Source organism: Qipengyuania aurantiaca (assembly GCF_019711375.1).
In the GTDB taxonomy this organism is placed as follows: Bacteria; Pseudomonadota; Alphaproteobacteria; order Sphingomonadales; family Sphingomonadaceae; genus Qipengyuania; species Qipengyuania aurantiaca.
In genome coordinates, this window is sequence record NZ_CP081295.1 from 2,629,252 (window position 1) to 2,653,260 (window position 24,009).

Annotated in this window: 19 protein-coding genes; 7 read left to right on the plus strand and 12 right to left on the minus strand. The window is 64.9% G+C overall.

Going from position 1 to position 24,009, the window contains the following annotated elements; all coding sequences use genetic code 11:
- Nucleotides 1-10: 10 nt before the first annotated feature.
- Nucleotides 11-2,518: a penicillin-binding protein 1A gene (locus tag K3148_RS12825; RefSeq protein WP_425594641.1), complete on the minus strand. Its 2,508-nt coding sequence runs from the start codon at nt 2,516-2,518 to the stop codon at nt 11-13.
- 44 nt (nt 2,519-2,562) lie between these two features.
- A complete protein-coding gene (locus K3148_RS12830; RefSeq protein WP_221425150.1) occupies nt 2,563-3,447 on the minus strand; it encodes an N-acetylmuramoyl-L-alanine amidase family protein in 885 nt (294 codons plus the stop codon).
- 438 nt (nt 3,448-3,885) lie between these two features.
- Here K3148_RS12830 and K3148_RS12835 point away from each other — a divergent pair, with 438 nt between their 5' ends.
- The gene (locus tag K3148_RS12835) at nt 3,886-6,618 is read left to right on the plus strand and encodes an Rne/Rng family ribonuclease (protein ID WP_221425151.1); all 2,733 of its coding nucleotides are present in this window, start codon (nt 3,886-3,888) and stop codon (nt 6,616-6,618) included.
- Between the two features lie 64 nt (nt 6,619-6,682).
- On the opposite strand, the gene K3148_RS12840 is transcribed toward K3148_RS12835, so the two are convergent.
- From K3148_RS12840 to K3148_RS12850, 3 genes are all read right to left on the minus strand, one after another.
- Complete coding sequence (locus K3148_RS12840) at nt 6,683-7,318, minus strand: class I SAM-dependent methyltransferase (RefSeq protein WP_221425152.1); 636 nt, start codon at nt 7,316-7,318, stop codon at nt 6,683-6,685.
- Between the two features lie 66 nt (nt 7,319-7,384).
- Nucleotides 7,385-8,137 carry a nucleotidyltransferase family protein gene (locus K3148_RS12845; RefSeq protein WP_221425153.1) on the minus strand — a complete coding sequence of 251 codons (753 nt, stop codon included), beginning with the start codon at nt 8,135-8,137 and terminating at the stop codon, nt 7,385-7,387.
- Complete coding sequence (locus tag K3148_RS12850) at nt 8,134-9,465, minus strand: lipopolysaccharide biosynthesis protein (RefSeq protein WP_221425154.1); 1,332 nt, start codon at nt 9,463-9,465, stop codon at nt 8,134-8,136. Before K3148_RS12850 ends, K3148_RS12845 begins: the two co-directional genes overlap by 4 nt.
- 130 nt (nt 9,466-9,595) lie before the next feature.
- Between K3148_RS12850 and K3148_RS12855 the strand changes: the two genes are divergently transcribed.
- Both K3148_RS12855 and K3148_RS12860 read left to right on the plus strand, forming a co-directional pair.
- On the plus strand, nt 9,596-10,777 hold the full coding sequence (locus K3148_RS12855; RefSeq protein ID WP_221425155.1) for a CDP-glycerol glycerophosphotransferase family protein: 1,182 nt from the start codon (nt 9,596-9,598) through the stop codon (nt 10,775-10,777).
- Entirely contained in the window at nt 10,774-11,871 is a 1,098-nt protein-coding gene (locus K3148_RS12860) for a glycosyltransferase family 4 protein (RefSeq protein ID WP_221425156.1), read from the plus strand. The genes K3148_RS12855 and K3148_RS12860 overlap by 4 nt, the downstream gene beginning before the upstream one ends.
- On the opposite strand, the gene K3148_RS12865 is transcribed toward K3148_RS12860, so the two are convergent.
- Nucleotides 11,868-12,506, minus strand: coding sequence for an HAD-IB family phosphatase (locus K3148_RS12865; protein WP_221425157.1), 639 nt, complete (start codon nt 12,504-12,506; stop codon nt 11,868-11,870). The genes K3148_RS12860 and K3148_RS12865 overlap by 4 nt on opposite strands.
- Before the next feature lie 124 nt (nt 12,507-12,630).
- Here K3148_RS12865 and K3148_RS12870 point away from each other — a divergent pair, with 124 nt between their 5' ends.
- Genes K3148_RS12870 through zapE form a run of 3 tightly spaced genes read left to right on the plus strand, consistent with a single transcriptional unit; the run spans nt 12,631 to nt 14,987 of the window.
- On the plus strand, nt 12,631-13,413 hold the full coding sequence (locus K3148_RS12870) for a succinate dehydrogenase iron-sulfur subunit (protein WP_221425158.1): 783 nt from the start codon (nt 12,631-12,633) through the stop codon (nt 13,411-13,413).
- 3 nt (nt 13,414-13,416) lie between these two features.
- Nucleotides 13,417-13,878: a PaaI family thioesterase gene (locus tag K3148_RS12875; protein ID WP_221425159.1), complete on the plus strand. Its 462-nt coding sequence runs from the start codon at nt 13,417-13,419 to the stop codon at nt 13,876-13,878.
- Nucleotides 13,875-14,987 (plus strand): cell division protein ZapE, encoded by a 1,113-nt coding sequence (gene zapE, locus K3148_RS12880; protein WP_221425160.1) that lies wholly within the window; start codon nt 13,875-13,877, stop codon nt 14,985-14,987. Before K3148_RS12875 ends, zapE begins: the two co-directional genes overlap by 4 nt.
- 6 nt (nt 14,988-14,993) lie before the next feature.
- Here the strand turns inward: zapE and K3148_RS12885 are convergent, their stop codons facing one another.
- The 3 genes from K3148_RS12885 to K3148_RS12895 all read right to left on the minus strand — a co-directional run bounded on the left by K3148_RS12885 (nt 14,994) and on the right by K3148_RS12895 (nt 19,033).
- On the minus strand, nt 14,994-16,205 hold the full coding sequence (locus K3148_RS12885) for an ExeA family protein (protein WP_221425161.1): 1,212 nt from the start codon (nt 16,203-16,205) through the stop codon (nt 14,994-14,996).
- Between the two features lie 75 nt (nt 16,206-16,280).
- Nucleotides 16,281-17,507 (minus strand): pyridoxal-dependent decarboxylase, exosortase A system-associated, encoded by a 1,227-nt coding sequence (locus tag K3148_RS12890; RefSeq protein WP_221425162.1) that lies wholly within the window; start codon nt 17,505-17,507, stop codon nt 16,281-16,283.
- On the minus strand, nt 17,504-19,033 hold the full coding sequence (locus K3148_RS12895; RefSeq protein WP_221425163.1) for an acyl-CoA ligase (AMP-forming), exosortase A system-associated: 1,530 nt from the start codon (nt 19,031-19,033) through the stop codon (nt 17,504-17,506). The genes K3148_RS12890 and K3148_RS12895 overlap by 4 nt, the downstream gene beginning before the upstream one ends.
- A 125-nt stretch (nt 19,034-19,158) precedes the next feature.
- On the opposite strand from K3148_RS12895, the gene K3148_RS12900 reads away from it, so the two are divergent.
- The gene (locus tag K3148_RS12900; protein WP_006832243.1) at nt 19,159-19,461 is read left to right on the plus strand and encodes an acyl carrier protein; all 303 of its coding nucleotides are present in this window, start codon (nt 19,159-19,161) and stop codon (nt 19,459-19,461) included.
- 3 nt (nt 19,462-19,464) lie between these two features.
- Here K3148_RS12900 and K3148_RS12905 read toward each other — a convergent pair whose 3' ends face one another.
- From K3148_RS12905 to ilvD, 3 genes are read right to left on the minus strand one after another with little or no spacing between them, the layout of a single operon-like run.
- Nucleotides 19,465-20,658 (minus strand): class I SAM-dependent RNA methyltransferase, encoded by a 1,194-nt coding sequence (locus K3148_RS12905; protein ID WP_221425164.1) that lies wholly within the window; start codon nt 20,656-20,658, stop codon nt 19,465-19,467.
- A complete protein-coding gene (locus K3148_RS12910; RefSeq protein WP_221425165.1) occupies nt 20,655-22,043 on the minus strand; it encodes an NAD(P)H-hydrate dehydratase in 1,389 nt (462 codons plus the stop codon). The genes K3148_RS12905 and K3148_RS12910 overlap by 4 nt, the downstream gene beginning before the upstream one ends.
- 38 nt (nt 22,044-22,081) lie before the next feature.
- Nucleotides 22,082-23,929, minus strand: coding sequence for a dihydroxy-acid dehydratase (gene ilvD / locus K3148_RS12915; protein WP_221425166.1), 1,848 nt, complete (start codon nt 23,927-23,929; stop codon nt 22,082-22,084).
- Nucleotides 23,930-24,009: the final 80 nt, after the last annotated feature.

Here is a 24,009-nt window from a genome sequence, read left to right on the forward strand (position 1 = left end):
ACAGGGCCGGTCAGTAGATGCCGCCCTGATCCTCGACGAAGTCGGAAGGCTCCTCTTCGCGCCGTTCAGCCCGGCGACCGCGCACGCCTTCGCGAGCCCGGCGGATGAGGTCGAGGATTTCGCTGCGCTTGGCGGCGAGTTCGTCAGACCGGGTGGAGCGGGCCGGTTCGGTATCGGGCTTGAACGCTTCCCAGATGATGGCGGCCTTGGGATCGTCGGTCGGCGTGCCGTCGAACACGCGCTTGCCGGTGCGGCGGTCGATCTTGACCATGCGGATGCCGGGCGGCGCGATAAAATCGTCGCTGGTCCAGCGCTCGCGCGTTTCCTCGATGAACTGCTTCATGATCGGCGCAGCGGTGTTGCCGCCCTGCACCCACCCGCCAAGATTGCGCGGCTGGTCGAAGCCCACATACATGCCGGCGATGATATCCGGCGTGCCGCCGACGAACCACGCGTTGGTCGGGCCGTTTGTCGTTCCGGTCTTGCCGAAAAGCGGCAGTTCGAGGCTGCGCAGGCGCACCGCCGTACCGCGCGTCACCACGCCCTGGAGCATATGAACCACCTGGAAGGCCGTGCGCGGATCGAGCACCTGGCGCCCGCCCGGTTCGAACCGGGGCATGGGCTGGCCGTCCCAGTCGTCCATGTTGCAGCTGGTGCATGCGCGCTTATCACTGCGGAAGATGACCTTCCCGCGGCGATCCTGCACATAGTCGATTACCGAACCTTCGTGCTGGCGGCCCCAGTTGGCGAGCGCGGCGTAGCCGTTGACCATCTTGGCCACGGTCGTGTCGCCCGCGCCAAGTGCGAAAGAGTAATAGGGCTCGTAGTCCCCGATGCCGAGGCGCTTGATCGTCTCGGTGACGTTTTCCATGCCCGTGTCGTCAGCGATGTGGATCGTCATCAGGTTGCGGCTCTGCTCGAGACCCCAGCGCATCGTGTGCTCGCCGCCGCCGCCGCCGCCGAAATTGCGGAAACATTTCTCCCCCAGATTCGCGCCCTGCCAGACGCAGAAGGTCTGGTCGGGAACCATGGTCGCCGGAGTCATGCCGTTGTCGAGCGCGGAGGCGTAGACGAAAGGCTTGATCGTCGAGCCCGGCTGGCGCAGCGCCTGTGTTGCGCGGTTGAAGCTGCCGAGACGGCTGTCGAAGCCGCCCTGCATCGCAAGCACGCGGCCCGTCTTGGGCGATGCGGCAAGGAAAGCGCCGGAGACTTCGGGCACACCGCGGATGCGGTAACCATTGCCCGATTCCTCGACCGCAATCACATCGCCGACCTTGATCGAGGAGGGTGCGCCGGAAAGGTCGTAATCCTCGCCGTCCGTCAGCCCAACCTTCGCGTCTGAACCGCCCTGGGTGACGACACCAATGCGCCAGTCTTCATAATTGATCGAGATGTTCGACGACAGCAGCTGCCCGTGCAGGTCGCCGTTGTCAGGATTGAGCGTGGCGATCGGGCCGGTGTAGCCGCGATTGCCGTGATAACGCAGCAGCTGGGCCCGAAGCGCATCGCGCGCGGCATCCTGCAATTCTACGTCGAGCGAAGTGCGCACCCACAGGCCGCCGGCATAAACACTGTTGCCGCCGTCTTCCGCTGTTTCGCCGAACTCCTCGATCAGCTGGCGGCGAACTTCTTCGAGGAAATAGCCGGCGTCCGCCGAACGCTCCGTGCGCTGCTGGACAAGACCGAGCGGCTGGCGCTTGGCCGCCGCTGCATCGGAAGCGGAAACGAAGTCGTTGGCAACCATCTGGTCGAGCACGAAGTTGCGCCGCGCGATTGCCAGGTCCTCATAGCGAGCGCGGCCATAGCGTTCGGGTGCCTTGGGCAGGATTGCGAGGAAGGCGGTCTCGTGAAGGTCGAGATCGGCCACGTCCTTGTCGAAATAGGCGCGCGCCGCCGCCTGCACGCCGAAGCTGCGGCGACCGAGCGGAATTTCGTTGAGATAGAGCTCGAGAATTTCCTGCTTGGTCAGCACCTGTTCGATGCGTTGCGCGAGGATCATTTCCTTGAGCTTGCGGGTAACCGAATATTCGTCGCCCAGAAGGAGGTTCTTGGCGACCTGCTGGGTGATGGTCGAACCGCCCACCGCACGCTCGCCCGACCCGTATTTGGTCGCGTAATCGACCACGGCGTTGAGCGTACCGGTGAAATCGACCCCGCTGTGGCTGAAGAAGGTCTTGTCCTCGGCCGAGAGGAAAGCCTCGATCATCGGCTGCGGGAAATCGACATATTGCAGCTGGACGCGGCGTTCGCGGGCGTAAGAGTGGACGATCTCGCCATCGACGCCGCGCACCACGGTCGGCAGCGGCGTTTCGTATTCCAGCAGCGAATCGGCTTCGGGCAGGTTGCGCGCAAGCGAGGCCCAGGCCAGCACCAGCAGCAGGACGCCGATCCCGACGATATAGGTCGCCACCCGCAGGCGGCGGCTGTGGTGCCAGTTGTCGCGCATCCACGCGGCGAACCGCGCAGGGTCACCCGTCAGGCGGCGGCGGACGTAGTCTAGTGTGGGAATTGCAACCATAGTCGGCTGCGGCCTCTAGCACGCAGCTTTAGCGAAGCGCCAGATCAAGAATCGTCCAAGCCCTCGCGATTTGTCGCCTCGCGCAGGAAATAGACGGCGATGGCCCGGCTCATTGCCTCGGCAAAGGCCTCGCGCCCCTCGTCCGAGGCCAGCCTTTGCGCGTCGGTCTCGTTGGAGATGAAGCCGCTTTCGAACAGGACCGAAGGAATGTCGGGCGCCCGCAGCACGGCCAGCCACGCCGATCGCCGCGCCTGCGGGTGAAATTCCAGATAGTCCTGCCCTTCCCGCTCGATAAGCTCGGCAAACCGGACTGAGCGCTCCTGCGTGCGACGCTGGGAGAGATCGACGAGAATATCGCTGACGACCTTGTCCTCCTGCGACAAATCGACGCCGCCGATGACATCGGTAGCATTCTCCTTCGCCGCGTAAAGCGCCGCTGCCCGGCTCGAAGCTTCCTTGGACAGCGTGTAGATGCTCGCGCCTGTTACTTCGTCCGCCGCGCCGGCGCTGTCGGCATGGATCGAGAGGAAGAGGTCGGCATCGAGGCGCTGGGCGATGCGGTAGCGTTCGTTGTGGAGGAGGTAGGTGTCGTCCTCCCGTGTCAGCGCGACCCGCGCAATACCCTGCCGCTCGAGCTCGTCGCGAAGCGCCTCGGCCAGACCCATGACTAGGCGCTTTTCCACGTATCCGCGTGCCGAGGCACCGGGGTCATGCCCGCCATGCCCGGGATCGATCACCACCAGCGGCAAGTCTTCTCCGCCCGTCACCTCGGGCAGGTCCATCGGGGCCCCGCCGCGCGGCAGATCGACGCGCATCACATAGCCCGCGCCAGGCCCGATCACCCCCGCTCCGCGCGCAAACAGCACCAGTCCGCCGATGATGGCGAGCGGGAGCGCGACGAGCGCCAGAAGGTGAACTGTCCGGTTCATGTGGCGCGATGGTTAAGAGCTAACGAGCCTCAAGCGCAATATAGTTGCCGAGCGATACCCACGGTGCTAGCGAACGGGAACCTCCGGGGAACCGGTGCCTCCGATCGGCGCGTTAAAGTCGCGACGAAGAGGGTCACTCTCCCGGACGGTCGCCGCCATTCCGGCAGCGACTTCGAATGAACAGGTTGATGCAGGACACGCTTCGCTCCCTTCCGACACAGATCACGCAAGCGCAGGAATGCGCTGCAGCGATCGCGGGGCGGACGGATCGGCAGACCCGCAAGGGCATCCTCGCAGACACGAATCACCGGCCTCTCGCAAAAGCGGTCCGCCGGATCCCGAATGCCGCAAGTCCCTCTTGGACAAGCGGATTCCCAACACTGACGCGCGGCAGGTACGGCGGGTTCACCCCGCCCCGCTGCGCATGGAGAAATATCAATGGCAACGCGCATGCTCATCGACGCGCGCCACCCGGAAGAAACACGGGTGGCGGTCCTCAAGGGAAACCGGATTGAGGAATTCGATTTCGAATCTGCCGACAAGCGGCAGATCAAGGGCAATATCTACCTCGCCAAGGTAACCCGGGTCGAACCTTCGCTGCAGGCGGCCTTCGTCGACTTCGGCGGTAATCGCCACGGCTTCCTCGCTTTTAGCGAAATCCACCCCGACTATTACCAGATTCCCAAGGAAGACCGCGACGCCCTGCTCGCAGCCGAGGCGGAAGTCGCCGAGGAAGAGCAGCGCCTGCGCGCCGAAGAGGAAGAGCGCGGCGAAATGCCCGGCGACGAATACGACGCCGAGGACGAAAGCGCCGAAGCGCTCGCCGAAGACCTCGCCGAAGACGGGCTCGAGGAAGTCGACACCTCCGACAAGGACGATGTCGCCACCATCGAGGAAGGTCAGCTCGACGGCGACGAAGATGACGACGACGACAGCGACGACGAAGACGAGAGCGACGACAAGCCCAGGGGCCGTGGTCGCCGTGGTCGTGGCCGTCGCCAGGGCAAGGGTGGCCGCACCCGCGCCAAGGAAGTCGACGAAGCACGCGCCAAGCGCATGGCGCTGCGTCGCAAGTACAAGATCCAGGACGTCATCCAGCGCCGCCAGGTTCTGCTGGTGCAGGTCGTCAAGGAAGAGCGCGGCAACAAGGGCGCCGCGCTGACCACCTATCTCAGCCTGGCTGGCCGCTACACCGTGCTCATGCCCAACAGCAGCCACGGCGGCGGTATCAGCCGCAAGATCAACTCGGCCAGCGACCGTAAGCGCCTGAAGCAGGTCGTCTCCGACCTCAGCCTGCCGCGCAGCATGGGCCTGATCGTGCGCACCGCCGGTCTCAGCCGCACCAAGACCGAAATCAAGCGCGACTTCGACTATCTCGCCCGCCTGTGGGACGAAATCCGCGAACGGACGCTGTCGTCCGCTGCACCTGCGCTGATCCATTCAGACAGCGACCTCATCAAACGCGCCATCCGCGACATCTACAATCGCGAGATCGAGGAGGTCGTCGTCGAGGGCGAGGACGGCTACAAGTCGGCCAAGGCCTTCATGAAGATGCTCATGCCCAGCCACGCGCGCCGGGTTAAGCAGTATGCCGACCCCGTGCCGCTGTTCCAGCGCTATGGCGCGGAAGACCAGCTCAAAGCGATGTACGACCCCGTGGTCCAGCTCAAATCGGGCGGCTACCTCGTGATCAACCCGACCGAGGCACTGGTCTCGATCGACATCAACTCGGGCCGCTCCACCAAGGAGCATAATATCGAGCAGACCGCGCTCCACACCAATCTGGAAGCGGCCAAGGAAATCGCCCGCCAGCTGCGCCTGCGCGACATGGCCGGCCTGGTGGTGATCGACTTCATCGATCAGGAGCACCACTCGAACACCCGCAAGGTCGAGCGCGCGATGAAGGACGCGCTCAAGAATGATCGCGCGCGGATCCAGGTGGGCCGCATTTCCAGCTTCGGCCTTATGGAAATGAGCCGCCAGCGTCTGCGCACCGGCGTGCTCGAGGCGACTACGCGCGAGTGCCCGCATTGCGACGGCACCGGTCTCGTCCGTACCGCCAGCTCCGCCGGTCTTTCGGCGCTGCGCCTGATCGAAGAGGAAGCGGCCAAGGGCAAGGGCACGAAGATCCGTCTCGCCGCCAGCACCGAAGCGGCCGTCTATCTCCTCAACGAGAAGCGCGCCGAACTGGTCGAGATCGAGGAACGCTACGGGGTGACCGTCGAAGTCGTCCCCGAAGGCGAAGACGAAGGCGCAAAGATGAGCGTCTCCAGCCACGGCCCCAAGCCGAAGGACGCGCCGAAGTTCGAAGCCCTCGTCGATGACGAGGAAGACGAGGACGACGACATCGACACCTCGGACGAGGACGAAGACGAGGATGACCGTCCCCGCAAGAAGCGCCGCCGCCGCCGTGGCGGCCGTGGTCGCAACAAGAACCGCGACCAGAACGATAGCGGTGACGACAGCGACGACGACGATAGCGATGCCGAAGAAGGCAGCGACAGCGACGAAGACAATGGCCAGGACAAGCCGAAGAAGCGCCGCCGTCGCGGTGGCCGCCGCCGTGGCGGCCGTGGCCGTGGGAAGGGCAATGGCGACGAGGTGACCGCAGAAGACGCGGAAAAGCTCGAAGCCGTTTCGGAACAGGTCGCCGACGATATGGCCGTCGTTGCGGGTCCCGACGAAACGCCGGAAACTGCTAAAGCTGCGGCCGAGGAAAAGCCCAAGAAGCGCGCTCAGCGTCGCAAGAAGAAGGCCGACGAACCGGCTGCCGAAGAGGCTGCGAGCGAAGAGGCAAAGGCTGAGGAAAAACCGAAGCCCAAGCGCACGCGCAAGAAAAAGGCCGATGCCGAAGCGGCGGCTACTGCCGAGACCGAGGAAGCGCCCAAGCCGAAGCGTACGCGGCGCAAGAAGGCCGACGCCGAAGCTCCGGCTGATGTTGCAGCCAAGGAAGAGCCCGCAGCCGAGGCTCCCAAGCCCAAGCGGACCCGCAAGAAGAAGGCCGAGCCTGCCGAAGTTGCCGAGCAGGTCGCCGAGGACATGGCCGTCGATGCCGGTCCCGAGGACACACCGCAGACCGCCGAAGCGGCTGCCGACGCAAAGGACGAAAGCTCGGATAGCAAGGACGCCAAGCCCAAGCGCGGCTGGTGGCAGCGCACCTTCGGCGAGTGATCCTCGCGCCTAACTGATCAAGACCCCGCCGGACCTCAGGTTCGGCGGAGTTTTTCGTAAGAGGTCAGGCACCGGCCCTGCGGGCGACACCCCATTCCATCCAGCCCATCAGCTTCGGCGTTTTTTCGAGATAGGCCTGCCCCAAGGGCTCGACCTCAAACCCGGCTCCGCGAAGGGATGCCCCGATGGGGCGGGTCAAATGGCACCCCCCCGCCATGGGCTTCCAATAAGGTTCGATCCGATCCTGCCAGCGCGCAACCGCGGGATCGGGCGCCTTGCCATGTTCGAGGAAGAGCAACCGCCCGCGCGGTTTGAGGATGCGGCGCAGCTCGCTCAGGACCTTGTCCGGATCGTCGACCGTGCACAGGGTATAAGTGCACACGGCGGTATCGAAACTGCTGTCGGGAAAAGGAATGTCCTCCCCTACCCCTTCGCGGATGTCGTGGTCCCAGCCCTTGGCCCTGGCCCTCTCCCGCGCGCCTTCGAGCAGTTTAGCATGGGGATCGATGCCGGCAAAACGCGTGATGCGCGATGGATCGTAAAGCGCCTGGTTAAGGCCGCCGCCGCAGCCCAGTTCGAAGACCTGCCCTTCGGCGAGCGGCACCACTTCGCGCCGCCGTTTCTCGATCCCGCGCTGCCCGCATGCCAGCGTGATCACGCGAGGCATGACATGCGCGTCGTAGAATCGCTTGATTCCCATAAGCTCTCCGGCCTGCGACTCGAATGGGCAGCTTAGCTCCATTCCCGCGCGGCGGAAGCGTTATGGTTAACGCGCAGCCAGCAACGCTCTTACGAGGTCGAGATCGGCCTGCTTGTCGATGTCGACCGCGGCAAGCCCGTCGCTGGCCGGGACGAGGCAGGCCGAGACGCCGATCTTGCGTCCGAGCCGTTCCAGAGCCTCAGACATGGTAAGCCGCCCGAGCAGCATCGAGACGAGCGTGGCAGGGCCGAGGCGCGCGGCGATCCGCCAGGGCCGCTTGCGATCCGCCTCCACCATCGACCAGATGTCGAGCGCCCGGCGCGCCGCCGGTGTGCGCAGGTAAAAGAGGTTGCAACCCGACCAATGCCCATCCGCAAAGCGAAGATAGGTCCGCTTGCTCCCCGGCACGGCGGCTTCGACACGGGCGCGCTCGGCGAGCATGACCGAGAGGTCGCACCCCTCGCCCGTACCCTCGACAATCTCCCGCACCCATGCGCTTTTGAGCAGGCCGTGATCGCTGGTCGTCACCAGCAGGGGCGCGCCTGCGCGATCGAAGCCTGCGGCGACGCTGGCGCTCGGTCCGGCCTCTGCCGGGATGACTTCCGCGCCCAATTTGCATGCAAGATCGGCCACCGGACCGGACGCACAACTGACCAGCACACGCTCGATCCCCGCCGCGTGCAGCGCCCCGACCACGCGCGCCAGCAGGGTCTCGCCCTCCAGCTCGATGAGCGCCTTGTGCGGCAGTGCCAGTTCGTTGGCGAAGGGATCGCCACCGGGCCGCGTTCCGGCCAGGACTAGGGCGGCCGGTCCACTCACTTCGCTTGCTTTGCTGCGGCCATGGACTGGAGCACCAGCCTCACGGTGATCCCCATGGCAAGCGACACCGCCGCCGCCCACACAGCGACCATCCACCCGATCGCGACGGGGCCGGCCTCATGAAACAACAGGATAGCGGTCCCCAGCGCGACGGCGCCCACGGCCCGGATGATAAAGGGATATTGCGCGTGCCCGGTCGAGAAGAGCAGCGGCTCGAACGCCACACCCGCCAGCCCGAGCGAGGCTCCGATGGCCACGGGCACAAGAATATCGGCGGCTTTCAGGAATTCCTCGCCACCCATCAGCAGCATGATCCAGTCGCCAAGCGTCAGCGCGAGAACGGCGACGAGAACGCCACCGAGGCTCGCCAGTATGGTCACCTGCCGCACGAGCTTGCGGAACTCTCCGATCTCGACGCTGGTGCGCGCCATTACGAACTCCGGCAGCGCTGCGCGAGTGATCATGTTGGCCACGCGCGCCACACCCAGCGCCAGCTGGTCGGCAAGCCGGTAGAGCCCCGCCGCGCTGGTGCCGAGGAAATAGCCGACCGCAAGCAGCGGGCCTTGCCGCGTCAGCGCATCGAGCGAGGAGGAACCGTAGGTAATGCCGAAGAACCGTCGCAGCGCCCGCTCTTCACGCAGGGCTTTGAACGGATTGCGGAAATTCGACCAGCGCAGGGCCTCGGGCGCGAGCCTTCTGGCCATGATCCAGTAAAGTGCCCCAACCAAGAGGTCGAAAAAGGCCCAGGCGAAGAGGAACCGCCCTACCGTCGCGCCCACAAGGACGATCACCAAGCTCGCAAGCAAGCGCCCGGCGGGCATGACCGCCTCGACATAGGTGCCCACATCGAAGCGATCGAGCACGCGCACAATGCCGGTCGGTGTCGTCATGCGCGACCACAGCATGGCGCAATTGAAGGCGAAGGCCATGTCGACATATTCGGGGTTGAGGTCGAGCAGGCTGCCGAAACCGTAGTAGATCACGCCTGCAAGGATACAGCCCACGATGGCACCCATCACGTCGATGCTGCCGCACAGCCAGCCCAGCTCGCCAAACCGTTTCCAGTCCTTGCGTTGCACCGGCTCGGCGCCGAAGCGGACCATGGTCTGCCAGGTCTCGAATGTCGCCAGCGCGCAGAGCAGCTGTCCTGTCGCGAAAATCAGCGAAAAGTGGCCGAAATCCTTCAGCTCCAATGAGCGCGCGAGGATGGCGAGATAGGCCAGGCTGCAGACGGCAGCAAACCCCTTGCCGCCAAGCAGCCAGGCGAGGTTTTTCAGGATGTTCGCGAAGCCGGAACGACGTGTCTTCGCGGTCTCTGAGCCTTCCATCCGCGCCCTTTGGACGAGTGCAGGCCGGCGATCAATGGCGCGGCAGTGCCCTTGCCCCGAAAACAGGGCGATGCGGTGATGCACTGACAGCCGCTTTGCAATCCGCGCGCCGCTGACATATCGGCGCGCGATGGCCCGCGTCCTCTTCCTCTTCAACCACGATGCCCCGCACCAGGTCGCCCATCTTGCAGGGATCGCTGCCGCGACCGCGCGCGCTTTCCCGCAAATCGAATGCCAGCTGGCCTATGCGACCGACCGGATCGAGGCACAGGTGCGCGCAATCCTGAGCGAGGACGATGCGGCGAGGCTCGGATGGGTCCGGCTCGACCTTCCCGCCTGGGCGCGCGTGGTAGCGAAGCTGGCCGACCGCATCCTGCCCGCCTCGCGCCTCCTGCGCCTGCGACTGAACCTCGATCTGTTCGAACAGGCCGACCTCGTGGTGTCGACGGAGCGCACCTGCCTGCGCACCAAGAAGCACCTGCCCGCGGACAAGACCCCGCTCTACGCGAAGGTTCCCCATGGCGCGGGCGATCGCAGCGTCGCCTACCATCCCGACTATCGCAAATTCGACCGCGCCTTCGTGGCCGGACAAAAGGTGGTGGACCAGCTGGTCGCGCACGGGGTCGAACGCGAAAAGGTCGTCGTGATCGGATACCCCAAGTTCGAGACGGTCGACCTCGACGCCAAGCCCGATTTCTTCGGCAACGGCCGCCCGACCTTCCTTTACAATCCCCATTTCGACCCGCATCTTTCCAGCTGGTACGATGCAGGGCCCGAGCTCCTGCGCTGGTTCGCCTCGCCGGAGGGACAGAAGTTCAACCTGATTTTCGCGCCTCATGTAATGCTGTTCCGCAAGGAAACGCATATCTCGCCCGAATACAAACTCGCGCGCCGACGGCCCGACGTGCCCGAGGAGGCGCTGGCTGCCGAAAACGTGCTGGTCGATGTCGACGGCCCGCACCTGTTCGACATGGCCTATACGCTGTCTGCCGACGCCTATATCGGCGACGTGTCGAGCCAGGTGTACGAGTTCCTTGTGAGGCCCCGCCCCGCCTACTTCCTCGATTGCCGCGACAAGGGCCGCGCAAGCGACGACGAATGGCACCACTTCTGGAAGAGCGGTCCGGTGTGCTCCTCGGTGGAAGAGCTGACCGCGAAGCTGGAGGATTTCGAAGCCATCGGCGCACAGTATCGCGAGGCGCAGCAGGAGCTCGTCGACTACACGTTCGACCTTCAGGACAAGCCTGCCTCGCAGCGCGCGGCCGAAGCGATTGCCGAACTTCTCGGCGTCAGCGAGACCGCCGGCCAATGAGTGACGCCCCCTCGCGCATCGCCTATGTCATCAACTCGATGGAGGGCGGCGGGGCGCAGTCTCCCCTCCCCGCCATCATCCGCAGCATCGAGGCGAACGGGGCGGAAGTCCGGCTATTCGCATTGGCGCGGAAAGACGGAAAGGCCATCCCGCGTTTGGCCGAGGCTGGGATAGAGCCGCGCGTTTTCGATGGCTCGCTTTCCGATCATCTCGGCGCGATGCGCTGGTTGCGAAGAGAGTTGAAAGAATTTGTCCCCGATGCAATCTGGACATCGCTTACACGGGCCACGCTGCTTGGGCAGAAGGTCGGCCGCGAACTTCGCGTGCCCGTCGCCAGCTGGCAACACAGCGCCTTTCTCAAACCCTGGAACGAGCGGCTGCTGCGCTGGCGGCGCAAGGCGAGCGACTTCTGGATCGCCGACAGCACCGAAGTCGCGCAGTTGACCCGCGAGCGGTTGAGGCTGGCGCCGGAAAAGGTCGTGACCTGGCCGATTTTCGCCGCCGAACCGGACGCTCTCACGCCTGCTCGCTGGAGCGATGGCGAAACCGTGAGGATTGGCGCGCTGGGGCGGCTTCATGTTAGCAAGGCTTACGATGTCCTCCTCGAAGCGCTGGCGATGCTGCGCGGACGGGACCTCCCCGACTTCGAGTTGATCATCGGGGGACAGGGGCCGGAAGGCGAAGCCCTGAGGGAACAGGCCGAAAAGCTTGGACTGGAAAATGTCGCCTTCGCTGGCTTCGTCGACCGGCCTGGCGAGTTCCTCGCCGGACTCCACCTCTACCTCCAGCCCTCGCGCCGCGAAGGCTTCTGCATCGCCATGCACGAAGCGATGGCGGCAGGACTGCCCGTGGTGGTGTCCGATGTCGGTGAAATGCCACACACGGTCGACAGCGAGGCGATGGGCCGTGTCGTGCCTGCCGAAGACGCCGGGGCGCTCGCCGAGGCGCTGGGCGAACTGCTGGCTAACCCGCAGGACCTCGCCGCCATGGGAGAGGCCGCGCGCCAGCGGGTGCTCGAACTCTATCCGCAGGATCGATTCAAGAGGGTCGCCGCCGAAATCGTCGAGCGTCTGCGGCAACTCGCGCGCGGTTAAAGACCTTCGATGACCCGCCATCCGCGCGCCTCGGCACGCGCCTTCTTGCGCGGGTTTGCGGTGACGAACACCGCATCATCCGCCTGTTCAAGCGAGGGGGCATCGGCAAAGCTGTCGCTGACGAAGCGGACCGAGGACACCTCGCCTTGCCCTTCCAGCCACTCGGCCACACGCCTGCGTTTTTCCTCGCCGTAGCAATTGCCGCCCGGGATGCCGCTGCCGTCCCAGCGCGTGGCGATAACATCCTCAATGCCGAGCCGCCGGGCAAAGGCGCGTGCGTAGAATTCGAAGGCTGCCGTGGCCACCACCAGCGCGGATCCCTCTGCACGGTCCTGTTCGACCATCGCCACGACCTTACCGATCCAGCCCGCTCGTTCGAGGTGGTGTTCGGCAAACGCCTCCCCCACAGCTTCCAACCGGGCGAGATCGGGACGCCCCAGCATCAGATTCATCCCGCGCGTCTTGAGCGTGGTGCGGTCGTAAAGGCCGAGGCGATACCCCACCATCATCAGCACCCAGACCGGCAGCATGACAAGCCGCCAGGGCGCAATCCGGCGCGCAGCGAAGGCTAGGAACGGCGTGAAGGTCGCGCGCCGCACCAGCGTCTTGTCGAGATCGTAAATCGCCACTTTCATCGCGCCGCTGACTGGCAGCTTCGCTTACATGCATCAAGCGATGCGTAATTCGCGCCTTCCACCCCCTTGCGCCAAGCCGTGCAACAGCTAGAGAGGGCGCAACCGCAGTCAGGATCGATTACACATGGCGACCTTCACCCTTCCGAAGAATTCGAAGATCACCGGCAAGTCCCGCGTGCACAAGGCCGAGGGCGCCGCGCGTGTGAAGAAGTTCAAGATCTACCGCTATGATCCCGACACCGGCGAAAACCCGCGTTACGACACGTTCGAGATCGACCTCGACGAATGCGGCCCGATGGTCCTCGACGCGCTGTTCAAGATCAAGAACGAGGTCGACCCGACGCTGACCTTCCGCCGCTCGTGCCGCGAAGGCATCTGCGGTTCGTGCTCGATGAATATGAACGGCAAGAACGGTCTCGCCTGCACCACCGCGATCGACGATCTGAAGGGCGAGATCCGCATCACCCCTCTGCCCCATATGGAAGTGATCAAGGACCTCGTTCCCGATTTCACGCACTTCTACGCGCAATACGCCAGCATCCGTCCGTGGCTGCAGACCGTGTCTACCACGCCCAGCGGCAAGGAACGCCTCCAGTCGCCCGAACAGCGCGAGAAGCTGGACGGTCTTTACGAATGCATTCTGTGCGCCTGCTGCTCGACCTCGTGCCCGAGTTATTGGTGGAACAGCGACAAGTTCCTCGGCCCCGCGATCCTGCTGCAGGCCTATCGCTGGCTCGCCGACAGCCGCGACGAGATGACCGGTGAGCGGCTCGACCAGCTGGAAGACCCCTTCCGCCTCTATCGCTGCCACACGATCATGAACTGCGCGAACGTCTGCCCCAAGGGCCTGAGCCCCGCCAAGGCGATCGCCGAAACCAAGAAGATGATGGCCGAACGCGCCATCTGATTCGTGGCTTTAAGCGAAGACGTATTCGAGCACGGACCCGACCCGGAAAATCCGGGCTGGCGGCACTGGAACCTCAAGGACGAAACGCTGTTCAACGGCGCGGTAATGGGCAAGCTCATCACCCGCCTCGATCCTGACGGCGAACACGCGCGCCTGCGCATGTTTCCCGAGCGCCGCCACGAGAATCTGCAAGGTATCATCCACGGCGCGGTGACGCTGTCGCTGATCGACATTTCGCTCTTCACCACCATGCACACGCTGGGCAGCGGCAACGCCGGCCCTTCGGTGACGCTCGAACTTTCGACCCAGTTCACCGGCGGCGGCAAGCCCGACCGCCCGCTCGACGCGGTGACAGAGATCGTGAAGGAAACCGGCGGCCTCGTGTTCGTGCGCGGCAGGGTCGAGCAGGACGATCACGTGGTCGCCTCCTTCTCCGGCATCGTGAAGAAGATGCGTCCCAAATGACCGGCATGCTCGCGCGCTACGAGAAGCTTGTCGCCGCCGGCGAGCTTCGTGCCGATCCCGACCAGCGCCGCGCCGCCGAACGGCTCGACAAGCTGCAGAAGGACCTGGAGGCGGAGACCTCCGGCGGCATCCTTAGCCAGCTGTTCCGGCCCAAGAAAACCCGTCCGCAAGGTGTCTATATGTGGGGCGGCGTCGGGCGGGGGAAATCGATGCTGATGGATCTCTTCGTGGAAACGCTGGCCATCGCCGAGAAGCGCCGCGCCCACTTTCACGAGTTCATGCTGGAGGTCGACCGCCTGATCCGCGAAGAGCGCAAGAAGGAGGCGGGTGACCCGATCGCTCCCGTCGCTGCGCGGCTTGCAAACGATGTCCGCTGCCTCGCCTTCGACGAAATGGTGGTCAATAACACCGCCGATGCCGCGATAATGGCGCGCCTGTTCACCGCGCTGATCTGCGACGAAGGTGTAAGCGTGGTGACTACCAGCAACCGGCCGCCGTCCGATCTTTACAAGGATGGCCTCAACCGCTCGCTCTTCCTGCCGTTCATCGACCTCATCCAGGCCGAACTCGACGTGATGCCGCTGAACGGGCCGACCGATTACCGGCTCGACCGTCTGGGCGATCTCGACACCTGGCACACGCCGCTGGGCGATCCGGCCACCGCGCAGGTGCGCGAGGCTTTCTTCCGGCTGACCGACTACAGGCCCGAAGACGCCGAGCACGTCCCCAGCGGCGAAATCGATCTCGGCGGCGGACGGACGCTCCACGTCCCCAAGAGCCTAAAGGGTGTCGGCGTCTTCAGCTTCAAGCGTCTTTGCGGCGAAAACCGCGGCGCGGCGGATTATCTCGCCCTCGCCCACGCCTATCACACGGTGATCGTGGTCGGCATCCCCCGCCTCTCGCCGGAAAACCGCAACGAGGCGATACGCTTCACCAAGCTGGTCGACGCGCTTTACGAAAACAACGTGAAGCTCTTCGCAACCGCGGCCGCCGAGCCGGAAGACCTCTACAAATCTGGCGATGGCGCGTTCGAATTCGAGCGCACCGTCAGCCGGCTCAAGGAAATGCAGAGCGCCGACTACATGGCGCGCGGCCACGGCCTCGCCTGAGAAACGTCAGGCGGCGTTGCGCGTCGCGCTGCTTTCAAAATAGTCGATCATCATCGTCAGCACGTGGCGCAGCGAGCGCTCCTGCTCGTCGAGCCGGGTTTCGATCGCCGCAAGACGCGCGTCGTGACTGGTATCGGAAGCCTCGGCAGGCGAAGCATCGCGAAGCTGTGCAACTTCCCGGCGTAGCGAGGCGATGACCTTGTCGCGCTGGGCGAAGGCTTCCTCGATGGCCGAAATCTGCGCGTCGAGCAGCGCACTGCCCTCGCCCTGCTCCGGCGCATCGTCCCACTCCTGATAGTCTTCCACTTCGGGAGCCGGATCGTCCTCGACCGGGGCCGACGGCATGGGCTGGAGGCCGGACTTTTCGGACTGGGGCGTGTATTCGCTCATCGGGGCCTCCTCGGGCGCCTTGCCGTTGATCTCGTCGATGACCGCCGCAACGAAAGCGTCGTCGATCACTTCGCGCTCTTCCACCGCGCCCTTCATCAGGACGCGGGACATGATGCGGTTGACGAGGCGCGGAATACCGCGGCTTTCACGCTGGATGCGCTGCCAGATCGCTTCTTCGAAGCGGGGCCGGAGCTTGTAACCGACATGCTCGAGCCGGTGCATCACATAGGGCTCGATTTCCTCCGGCTGCATCGCATCGAGATGGTGCGCCGCGATCACGCGCTGGCGCAATTGTTCGAGCTGGTCCCACTCGGACAGCAGCTGCTTGAATTCCGGCTGGCCGAGCAGGAGCATCTGCAACAGCGGTTGCGCGCCCAGATGGAAATTCGACAGCATCCGCAGTTCTTCGAGCGCGCCGACGGTGAGGTTCTGCGCCTCGTCCACCACGAGCAGCACCTTGCGCCCCGCGCGTGCTTCGTCCTGCAGGAAGTGTTCGATCTTCGAAAGCGCCCCGGCCTTGTCCGCGTGATCGACCTCCAGGCCGAAGCTGTGCGCGGCCATGGCAATCATTTCCTCGCTGCCGAGCGCGCTGGTGACGACCTCGCCCACGGTCACGCTGTTCCAGTCGAGCCGGTTGCGCAGATGGCCCACCAGCGTGGACTTGCCCGCCCCCACCTCGCCGGTGATGACGATGAAGCCTTCGCCCTGCTGGAGGCCGAAGCTGAGATAGCTCAGCGCCTTCTTGTGCGTGACGCTCTCGAAATAGAACGAGGGATCCGGCGTCAGCTGGAAGGGCCGCTCGCTAAATCCGTAGAAATCCTCGTACATCGACTGCCTTCGACCAAACCTTCGTATGCGCGCGATCCCTACAGGGTAAATATGGTTAAATGGTTGATAGGTGCCTCAAACCAGCATTTCTTCCGCCGGCCCCTGTCCGAGGAAGGCGCTGGGCGAGGCGCTGGCCCCATAGGCGCCGGCGCAGAACACGGCGACCAGATCGCCCACCTCGGCGTGCGGGAGATGCGCCTTGTCGGCCAACCTGTCGAGCGGAGTGCAGAGGCAGCCGACGACATTGGCGACCTCGGTCGGCTCGGCACCGAAATGCGAGGCGATGGCGAGGGGGTAATTGCGCCGCACGACCGTGCCGAAATTGCCCGAGGCCGCGAGCTGGTGGTGGAGACCGCCATCGGTCACAAGATAGGTCTCGCCGTGGCTTTCCTTCCGGTCGAGGATGCGGGTGAGATAAACGCCTGCCTCGCCCACGATGTAACGGCCGAGTTCGATGAAGAGTTCAGCGCCCACGAGGGTGTCGGGAAGGTTTGCGAACCGTTCCTCCAGCGCCGCGCCGACCCGCTCGATGTCGAGCGGGGTATCGCCGTTGAAGTAGGGAATGCCGTAGCCGCCGCCCATGTTGAGCTTGGGCAGGTCCAGACCCGCCTCGCTGGCAATCCGGTGTGCGAGATCGAGCGTGTTTGCCTGCGTTTCGATCACCGCGTCGGCGTCCAGCGCCTGGCTGCCGGTAAAGATATGGAGCCCGCGAAACTCGCAGCCTGCACCGATGATTTCCTTGGCCAGCGCAGGCACCCGCTCGGCATCGACGCCAAAGGGCTTGGCACCCCCGCCCATCTTCATGCCCGATCCCTTGAGCTCAAAATCGGGGTTCACGCGGATGGCGAGGCGCGGCGTGACGCCCAGCTTTTCCCCAATCGCGAGCGCACGGCGGGCCTCGTTCTCGCCTTCGAGATTGAGCGTCACGCCCGCGCGGATTGCCGCTTCGAGTTCCGCGTCGCGCTTGCCAGGACCGGCGAAACTGACCCGCTCGCCCGCGACACCCGCCGCCTCGACCATGGCGAGTTCCCCGCCAGAGGCGATGTCCAGCCCGTCCACCAGCCCGGCCAGTTGGTCGAGCAGCGGCGCGTAGCTGTTCGCTTTGATTGCGTAATTGATCCGCAAGCGGTCGGGCATGGCAGCCCGCAGACGTGCAACACGCTCTTCGATCATCGCCCGCGAATAAACGAACAGCGGAGTGCGCCCGGCTTCAGCGGCAAGATCGCTCGCCTTACGGCCCGAAATCGCCAGTTCGCCGTCGATCACTTCGAAACCGGCGGGAATGGGGCCCAATGGCTTCACGCGCCGATCTCCGCCGCGAGCGCCGTGCGGTCGATCTTGCCATTGGGGTTGAGCGGCATCGCCTCGCGCCAGTGGATCACCTGGGGTTGCATGAAATTGGGAAGGTCCTTTGCAAGTTGGCGGGCGAGCCGGTCGGCCCCCGCGCCCTCATCGCCGCGCACGACGAGGTGGATCGCATGGCCCAACCGCGTGTCGGGCACACCCAACGCGACGGCTTCGGCCACCAGGCCCGTGGCCAGCGCGGCGCTTTCGATTTCCTGCGGGCTGATGCGATTGCCCGAAGACTTGATCATCGCATCGCGGCGGCCGACGAAATAGAGCAGGCCGTTCGCGTCGCGTTTCACCCGGTCGCCGGACCACACCGCCGTACCGCCATAGGTTGAGGCGGCGGGCGCGGGCTTGAAGCGCTCTGTGGTCCGTTCTGGGTCGTTCCAGTACCCTTGTGCGACAAGCGGTCCGCAGTGGACCAATTCGCCCTCTTCTGCGGCTTCACACACATTGCCTTCGTCATCGATCACGAGGATTTCGGCGAAGGGAATAGCTCGACCCATCGAAGTGGGATGCTCCGCCACGAGGGCGGGATCAAGATAGGTCGACCGGAAAGCCTCGGTCAGGCCGTACATGGGAAATATCTTCGTATTCGGCAACTTAACCTGCAAACCTGAAATGATCTCCGAGGTCAGCGCGCCGCCGCTATTGGTCACGCGCCGCAACGACGTCACCGCCTCTTCCGGCCATTCTACGTCGCCCAGCTGCACCCAGAGCGGCGGGACCGCTGCCAGCGTGGTCACACTTTGCTTGGCGCAGGCTTTCGCAACGTCGCGCGGGAAGAGATAGTCCAGCGGCACCACGCTCCCGCCTGCGTACCAAGTCGAAAGCAGCTGGCTTTGGCCGTAATCGAAACTGAGCGGCAAGACCGCGAGCGTCACGTCGTCATCTGCCAGCTCGAGGTAGTGCGCCACCGAAACCGCGCCAAGCCACATGTTGGCATGGCTCAGCATCACACCCTTGGGCTTGCCGGTCGACCCGCTAGTGTAGAGGATCGCGGCAAGCTCCCCGGGGTCGCGTTCGGAGGGCGGAAGCATGGCGTCAACGCGTTCTGCCTCCTGCCACGCGTCCTCTTCGGACATTGCAACACATCCTGCAGGAATATCCTGTTCTTCCAGCGACTTGAGACGCGAAGCTGTCGCAAGGAGCGCACTTGCCCCGCTGTCCGACAGGATGTGCGCGACCTGCGCGCGTTTCAGCAGGGGATTGATCGGAACATGGACCATCCCTGCCCGCGCGGCCGCCAGCGGGAGGAGGCAGGTCAGTTCTCCCTTCGCCGCCCAGCTCGCGATCCGGTCCCCGGCGCTCCAACGGTTCGCCAGCCATCCGGCAAGCAGCGCCACGCGCGCGGCAAGATCGCGATGCGTCAGGATCCGGTCTCTCAAGACCAGGGCGGGCGCATCGCGCGTCCCACGCTCGGCAAGATGGTCGAGCGGACGCGGAACGGGATCGTGCGCGGGGTGATTGGATGCGGCCATTATCGCCCGCTATCCCTTTATCGCGCATCCAGCGCAAGAGGCGCTTCGCCCTGCCGCCTTGCACGCCCTCCCATGCGCCGCTAAGGGCAGGCCCGCCTTTGAGCTACGGGAAAACAGCCATCAGCATGACCTGCGAGACCGTCACCGCCGAACCCACCGGCCCAAGCCGCAGCGCGATCGACGAGCGCCTGCGTGCGATCCTTGTCGACGTGCTTTCGCTGGACGCGGAACGGGTGGAGGAATTCGACGCGGAAACCGGCCTTTTCGGCCATCTTCCCGAACTCGACAGCATGGCCGTCGCCACGCTCTTTACCGAGATGGAAGACCGCCTCGGCATCGTGATCGAGGACGAGGACGTCGATGGCGAAATGCTCGAAACCTATGGCGGGCTGCTGGCCTTCGCCGAAGCCAAATGCGTCGAAGCCTGAAACCTAGCGTGTGAAATAGCTGGTCAGCTCGACGTGGGTGGACCAGCGGAACTGTCCCACCGGCCGCAGCTTCTCCAGTCGGAACCCTGCATCCACCAAAGTCTTCGCGTCGCGCGCCCAGCTCGACGGATTGCAGCTGACATAGGCGACGCGGGAGACCGTACTCTGGGCGATTTGTGCCACCTGTTCGCGTGCTCCGGCGCGAGGGGGATCGAGCACAATCGCACCGAAACGCGAGACTTCGTCCGCCGTCAGCGGATTGCGGAACAGGTCGCGGTGCATTGCATGGACCGGAACGCCGCGCATATTGGCCGCGGCCTTGCAGGCGAGATGCGCATCGCGCGCCGCCTCTACCGCAAGCACCTTGGCAGGGTCGGCAAGCGCGAAGGCAAAGGTCCCGAGGCCTGCGAACAGATCGGCCACAGTCCGCGCCTCACCGAGGAACTCTCCCGTATCGGACACCAGCACCTGCTCCCCATCGCGCGTAGGTTGCAGGAACGAGTTCTGCGGTAGGCCCACGGGGATAGATCCGAGGGTGATCGTGACCGGCTCGGGCTCCCACAAGGTTTCCGCGCCATAGCCTTGATCGAGCGCAAGACGGGCAAGCCCACGGTCGCGCGCGAAATCGAGCAGCGCTTCGGTGGCGGCTAGCCCTTCGGCAGTGAAGCCCTTCAACTGGCAATCCACGCCCTGGTCCGCCAGCGTCAGCGAGATGTCGATGGGTTGCCTGCCCGAATGGTTGGCAATGAGACCCCGCAAGGGCGCGACCAATGCAAAGAGTTCGGGCGCGAGGATATGGCATTCGCGCATATCGACCACGCGGTTGCTGCGCGCTTCCCGAAAGCCGATGACCGCGCCCTTGCCGGCCTTCAACGCGTGGAGCGTGGCGCGGCGCCGCGTGCGCGGAGGGGAAAGATGCGTGGGGAGGAGTTCGCCCAGCTCCAGCTCCTGAGCTTCGGCGGCGAAAGCCACGCGCTCGGTCACGAACTGGCGCAGCGCCGTTTCGTCGGCCTGCTGCAGCTGGCACCCGCCGCAGGTTCCGAAGTGGCGACAGGGCGCTTCGACGTGGTGCGGACCGGGGATGATCGTGCCGTCGTCGCGGACCGTGTCTCCCGTAACGGCTCCGGACACATGGCGGCCACTTTCGGTGACGCCATCGCCCTTGGCGGCAATCCGCAGGATGGTCTCTTTGCTCACAGAAAGCTCCACAAGGCGTTGTTGACGCTTCGGGCCAGCGTTCCGGCGGTGAAGGCAGGACCGGCGAGCCGCGCTGCTTCATGATGGATCCACACGGCCTCTTCGAGCGCCTGCTGCACTTCGCCCCGCACGGCGAGGCGCGCGGCAGCGATGCCCGCAAAGACATCGCCCGTGCCGGCAACGGAAAGCCAGCTGGATCCGCGTTCGAAGAAGAGCACTCCTTCGGGTCCCGCGAGTATGGTGTCGGGCCCCTTTGCCAGCACAGTCATACCCGTCTCCGCGTGGAGGGCCTCGGCTCGATCGAATTTGCTGGAAGCGTCGATCCCGAAGGCCTCGCACAGCTTGGCGAGTTCGCCTTCATGCGGGGTGAGGCCGATCTTGGCCGTGTTGCATCCCGCGGTCATCGCAGGATCGAGGAGATGAAGCGCGTCGGCGTCGAGAATCGTGGGCCGCCCAGCCTCAAGCGCGGACCCGAGCGCATCGCGCGCTTTGTTCTTCCGCCCAAGCCCAGGCCCGACGAGGATGGCCGACAGGCGCTCGTCGGAAAGTGTTTTTCTCGTCGCGGCACTCTCGATGACAAGTTCGGCTGGCGCGTCGGGATGCGAATGATCGCTCAGCAGCTTCACATACCCTGCCCCGCTGCGCATCGCAGACTCTGCGGCGAGGAGCGGCGCGCCGGGCATTTCGCCAGCGACGATGGCGAGGAGACCGCGGCGATACTTATGCGCATCCGCAGCCGGAGCCGAGATGCGTGGCGCATCACTCAGGCGCGGAACATCGGCGGGAAGGTCCAGTCCGATGTCGACCACGCGCTTCACACCCATGGTGGCCATCACCGGCATGGTGAAGTGCGCCCTCTTCCAGCCTCCCAGAGCCAGTGTCAGATCGTACTCGACTGGGGGACCGAGCCGCTCGCCCGTGTCGCTCGCGACGCTGCTCGGAACATCGATGGCAACCTTGTAGCCGGTCGCGTCCCGAAGGTTCTCCAGAAGCTGCGCAAACTCGCCGGTCACCTCGCGAGCGAGGCCGTAACCGAAGAGGCAGTCGACATAGACCTGATTGCGCGGAAGGCCCTCGGTCGAGACTTCACCTTTGTAAGCAGCCCGGGCGGTCCGTGCGGTTTCCGTGCCCGGTTCCTTGGGAGCGACGACATGCACCGTGTTCCCTCGGCGCCTCAGGCTCTCCGCAATGACATAGCCATCTCCGCCGTTATTGCCGGGGCCGCAGAGGACGCAGACGTCGCGCCCACCCGCCATGCGCGCGATCCACTGGGCGGCACCCTCGCCGGCCCGCTGCATCAGCTCCCACTCGGAGGTTCCGGCAGACATCGCAGCCTGCTCGGCAGCGCGCATCTGGTCGACAGTGAGGACAGCGGTCGGAGACATGCGCGGCGGCTGCCACGCAATGCCGCGCGGGGCAAGCTCTAGCGGCGCTTCAGCTGCGAAACATCGCGGATCGCCCCGCGCGCGGCAGAGGTCGTCATCGCGGCGTAGGCTTCCAGAGCCTGGCTCACCTTGCGTCGGCGCGTCTTGGCCGGTGCCCAGCCCTGCTCCTCTCGCGGAGCGCGCCGCTCGGCGAGCACTTCGTCGGACACAGCCAGATTGATGGTGCGGTCGGGAATAGAGATTTCGATGAGGTCGCCCTCTTCCACCAGTCCGATCTCCCCACCCTCGGCCGCTTCCGGTGAGACGTGTCCGATCGAGAGGCCGGACGTGCCGCCGGAAAAGCGCCCGTCGGTAAGCAGGGCGCAGGCCGCGCCCAGACCCTTCGATTTGAGATAGCTGGTCGGGTAGAGCATTTCCTGCATCCCCGGCCCGCCGCGCGGCCCTTCGTAGCGGATGACCACCACATCGCCTTCCACGACCTGTTCGGTGAGTATAGCGGTCACGGCGTCGTCCTGGCTCTCATAGACCTTGGCCGGGCCGGAGAAGGTCAGGATGCTCTCGTCCACACCGGCGGTCTTCACGATACAGCCGTCACGCGCGATGTTGCCGTAGAGGACAGCGAGCCCGCCATCCTTGCTGAAAGCGTGTTCGGCGCTGCGGATGACCCCGCTTTCGCGGTCGGTGTCGAGGCTTTCCCAACGTGCGGACTGGCTGAACGCCGTCTGCGTAGGCACGCCTCCTGGCGCCGCCGCGTAGAATTCGCGGACCTTGTTGTTCTGCGTGCGCCCGATGTCCCAATCGTCGAGCGCGTCGCCCATGGTCGGGCTGTGCACGGTCGGCAACGCGGTGTGGAGGAGGCCCGCCTTTTCCAGCTCGCCGAGGATCGCCATGATGCCGCCGGCGCGGTGAACGTCTTCCATGTGCACGTCGCTTTTGGCCGGCGCGACCTTGGAGAGGCACGGCACTTTCCGGCTCAGCCGGTCGATGTCGGCCATGGTGAAATCGACGCCCGCTTCTTGTGCGGCGGCAAGCAGGTGGAGCACGGTGTTGGTCGAACCACCCATGGCGATATCGAGGCTCATCGCGTTCTCGAACGCCTCGAAACTGGCGATGGACCGGGGGAGGACGCTTTCGTCGTCTTCCTCGTAATAGCGGCGTGCCAGTGTGACCGAGAGCCGGCCCGCGCGCTCGAACAGGCCCTGCCGGTCGGCATGGGTGGCCAGTGTCGATCCATTGCCCGGCAGCGATAGGCCCAGCGCCTCGGTGAGGCAGTTCATCGAGTTGGCGGTGAACATTCCCGAGCAGCTGCCGCAGGTCGGGCAGGCCGAACGCTCGATGGCGGTAACTTCCTCATCGGAGTAGCTCTCGTCCGCAGCGGCCACCATGGCATCGACGAGGTCGAGCGCGACCTCCTTGCCCTTCACCACGACCTTACCCGCTTCCATCGGGCCGCCCGATACGAAAACCGCCGGAATGTTGAGCCGCATGGCCGCCATGAGCATGCCGGGCGTGATCTTGTCGCAATTGGAGATGCACACCATCGCATCGGCGCAGTGGGCGTTGACCATATACTCCACGCTGTCGGCGATGAGATCGCGGCTGGGCAGCGAATAGAGCATGCCGTCGTGGCCCATGGCGATGCCGTCATCCACCGCGATGGTGTTGAATTCCTTGGCGACTCCGCCCGCCTTCTCGATCTCGCGCGCGACCAGCTGGCCGAGGTCCTTGAGGTGCACATGACCCGGCACGAACTGGGTGAAGCTGTTGACGACGGCAATGATCGGCTTGCCGAAATCCTCGTCCTTCATGCCCGTCGCGCGCCACAGGCCGCGCGCGCCCGCCATGTTGCGGCCGTGAGTGGTGGTGCGGGAGCGGTAATGGGGCATGACTGGTCTCTCGAAACGGGAGAGCCGGTTCTAGCAGAGGTTCGGAGCCGATTGTGCGAGAATTACCGCAGCGGCCCCAA